The organism is Enterococcus pseudoavium NBRC 100491 (genome assembly GCF_001544295.1).
GTDB lineage: Bacteria > Bacillota > Bacilli > Lactobacillales > Enterococcaceae > Enterococcus_A > Enterococcus_A pseudoavium.
Window position 1 is genome coordinate 1 of the sequence record NZ_BCQF01000048.1, and the last position, 3459, is coordinate 3459.

Annotated in this window: 3 protein-coding genes; all 3 read right to left on the bottom strand. The window is 41.5% G+C overall.

Features of this window, described 5'->3' with window-relative positions; translation table 11 throughout:
- Positions 1 to 11 precede the first annotated feature (11 nt).
- Entirely contained in the window at positions 12 to 386 is a 375-nt protein-coding gene (locus EP1_RS13080) for a YdcP family protein (RefSeq protein ID WP_010740288.1), read from the bottom strand.
- 11 nt (positions 387 to 397) lie between these two features.
- Entirely contained in the window at positions 398 to 712 is a 315-nt protein-coding gene (locus EP1_RS13085) for a YdcP family protein (RefSeq protein ID WP_010710319.1), read from the bottom strand.
- Positions 713 to 824: 112 nt separating this feature from the next.
- A partial coding sequence (gene ecbA, locus EP1_RS13090; RefSeq protein ID WP_067628281.1) for an MSCRAMM family collagen-binding adhesin EcbA occupies positions 825 to 3459 on the bottom strand: 2635 nt, incomplete at its 5' end.

The window sequence follows — 3459 nt, forward strand, 5'->3', positions numbered from 1 at the left end:
ATCGTTCTCACCTATTTCTTCCCTTCATTTTGATTGTTAGGATTTCCTTGATTTTGCGGGCGTTTTAGCACCAAATCATCCGCTTTGATGAACCAATTGACGGTAGTTCCTTCTCGGAAAACATAATTGGCGACGGTATCCACAATCGGATTGACCAATTCGACTTCGGCATCATAGGCAAACTCGCGCAAGGGCACATTGGCCGGGATACTAACTTGAATCATTCGGCCTTGTGCTGAGGATTTCAAATTATAGGTCCGTTCTTTCACCTCGTTACTAACCGTTCCATCTTCATTTTGTTTCCGTACTTCCCGGCGTAATGCGGAAAAACGCAACTTGCCAAACGTTAATCCTGAATCTACGACAATACCTTCTGTTAATCTCATCTTTTTTCCTCCTATGCTTTCACTAAATCATCGACATACAACACATAATCCGTAAAACCACGGTTCTCAATCTCATACCCTTTGGCAACTAAGTGAGGATTCACGGCTTTTAGTGGTTGGTCTTGATCAAAATCCTTTTCACCAGCTTCCGCAGCTACCACCACTTCAATATCATCTGCCCGTTGTTTACTGGAATACAAATGATAACCACGACCAATTACTGTAGTATTCCGCCCATATCCTTCTGTTAAAACTTCGCCTTCGCCGGCATAGCTTATCTTTCCAAAGGTTTCGGCCATATCTGGCACAACAAATTTCAATTCCATCTTCTTTTCCTCTTTTCATTGTTAGTTTTGGATACAAAAATAGCGCGACTACTTTTTTAGGAGGCGGTCGCGCACGTTGGTTCTTAGGATTTACTTGTTTCATCTCATCACCTTAGTTCCGGCGATTCCAGAAATAATACCCAGCCGTCGCAAAGATCAAGGTAAAGCCAATGAATAGTAGCACGTTGGAATGCTCTTCACCCGTTTGAGGGAACGTCTTCACTGTGGGACTAGATTCCGGAGTGTCACTTGAAACAGTTGGTGTTTCTGGCTGTTCTGGTGTACTAGATGTTGTCGGAGCTTCTTTTGGCGTTAAAGTTTGGGATTTTTCTTTCAAATCTTCATTGTGTTTTCCATTGATGGTTCCATCTTTATCATAATTGATTTCCGCAAAAGTAAATTTAGTTTCTTCTGGATAGTTGCTGGTATCGACTTTTTCTGCAAGCACGGTTTTGGTGAATTCTTTGTCGTTGACTTCATACTCAATCTTGCCAGATTTCCAAATTTCTTTGTTCGTACCATCTGGTAATAACGCATAGAGAATAGTTTCGAAAGCTTCTTTTGAGCCATCCAGTACCTCATGGGTAATGGAAACATCATCAAACATATCTACCACATCACCATGAGTGAACGTCTGAGAACCGTCCTCTAGATGGGCTTTTGTTTGAATAGAAACATGCCGTTCAATCTCACTCTTGACAGTTTGCGCTTGATTGTTCAAGCTAGCATCTTTTGCGATTGGTTCATCGCCTGCTTCATAGGCTTCCTTGTTTTCATACACATAATTGAACAAGACAATCGTTTTATCTAAGACTTGTTCAGCCGTTAATTCATGCAGAATTTCCCAGGTTCCCGTTTCCTCTTTGTTCGCCATTGTTGCGGTTGTTTCCGCAATCACGACTGGTTTCGCTTGTTCATCTTTTTCTTGGGTAACTTTTGTGGCTTCCACATCAATTGCTTGAGCTACCACATACCAGTCGTCTTTGATTTCATGCAAGTTATAACTCAATTTATCGAGTAATTCAGTAGATTCCATGCTAGTTAATTCTTTGTTTCCGTCTTTCCAAGTCGCAAGGGAAGTTAAGCTGTCTTCTTCCGCTGGCAAATCATAGAGCATCAAGCGATTCAGACTAACAGAGAATTTCGTATTGGTTAGCTTCTCATAAGGTACTTTCACTGTTTTAATCGGCTGCTTTTGTCCTTTTTCGGTAATGGTAAAGACATATTCGCTCTTAGCATAGTCTTCTTTGTTTTCCTTGAAAGTAGAACGAATTTCTAGTGGTGTAATCTTTTGGAATCCTTCTGGTGCTTCTACTTCCTCTAGCAAATAATCCCCATAAGGCAGATTTTCAAATTTTCCATAACCATCGAACCCCAGTTGTTCATTGGGAGCTGTGGTGGCCTCATCTTTAGCACCGGTAATTTCATTGGTTCCTTCTAACGGCGTCACTTTAAAAGTTAAGTCATTGAACCCAGTTTCGGCAGTTCCCGTCGCCGATCCGGCAAATTTGAAGAAATCAAACCCGAAACGAATTACTTGTTCTTTCGCTGTAACATCCTGAGTAATTACAGCATTTTTTTCGTCATCATCAACTTTTTTGATGGAAACAGGATATTTTGTTTCATCCAAGGTATAGCCTTCTGGTGCTTTGGTTTCTTGCCAGTAATACTCATTGATGGCTAAATGCTTCACGGCCACTTGATTCTTTTCGTCTAAAGCTAAAGTCACCGTTTCATCAGAAGCTTTAGTCCCCTTCACTAATTCTGGCTTAAAAGCATCATCCCATTTGACAGCTTTTTCATCCTCAGCAGCAAACAAGGTGTATTCCGCACCAGTAAATTCGGCTTTTCCTTGTGTTGTCTCACCAGTCTCTTTGTCTTCTTTTGTCAAAGTGGTTTCGCCAGTGATTTCTTGGTTTTGACCTTTTACATTTCTAGTAACCAGTGCCACGGTTTGGTTGGCGTATTTCAACTCGACTTTCACGGGTTTAAAGGTATTCACGAAGCCATTACTCGCTTTGGTTTCGGTCACATAATACGTTCCTAATTCCAACGCATTGGCGATCTCTTTTGGTGTTTCTGCATGACCTTTTTCGTCAGTCGTGATTTCTTTAACGATTTCACCAGTTGGGCTATCTTTACGAATGGAAAAGGTGTTTCCAGCTAAGGAATAATTTCCATTCCAAAGATTTGCGCCTGATTCAGCTCCTGTTTTATCCAGAATAATTTGTCCTTTTACCCGAGTATTTTTTGAAGTCACAGAAATGGTCTCACCAGCTTTAATCATTGCGGTCATGGGAGTGGGATCAATCGTATAAGGAGCCGATACCGATTTTTCAGTAATGGTTACTTTCGTGCCATGGGGAATCCCATCCAATGTCGCTACTCCGTCTTTATCCGTTGTGACATCTTTTTCCGGTAAAGCTTTTCCAAAATTCAAATGGAAAACCGTTCCCGGTACCACGTCGCCAGATTCCTTATCAACTTTCTTGATTTTTAAAGAACCTTCTGTTTCCACATCAATTTTGATTGTGTAGGTATTGGGCTTATCAATCGCCCCCGCCATCAAGGTCTGTTGGCCCGCTTTTTTGTAAGCCACAGGCGTTCCGGTACCGGCGGATTTCTTTAGCGTTAACACACCGCTCTCTTTTGAATTGGCATTTGGGGTAATCACTAATTGATTGCCATTCACCCGATAATCAATGTTGGCGGTATTTTCGACAACCTCATCAAACTCCGATAAATTC

What these genes read in the sequence shown, in the direction of transcription:
- EP1_RS13080 (WP_010740288.1), bottom strand. Translation starts at nt 386, where the DNA reads ATGAGATTAACAGAAGGTATTGTCGTAGATTCAGGATTAACGTTTGGC.
- EP1_RS13085 (WP_010710319.1), bottom strand. Translation starts at nt 712, where the DNA reads ATGGAATTGAAATTTGTTGTGCCAGATATGGCCGAAACCTTTGGAAAG.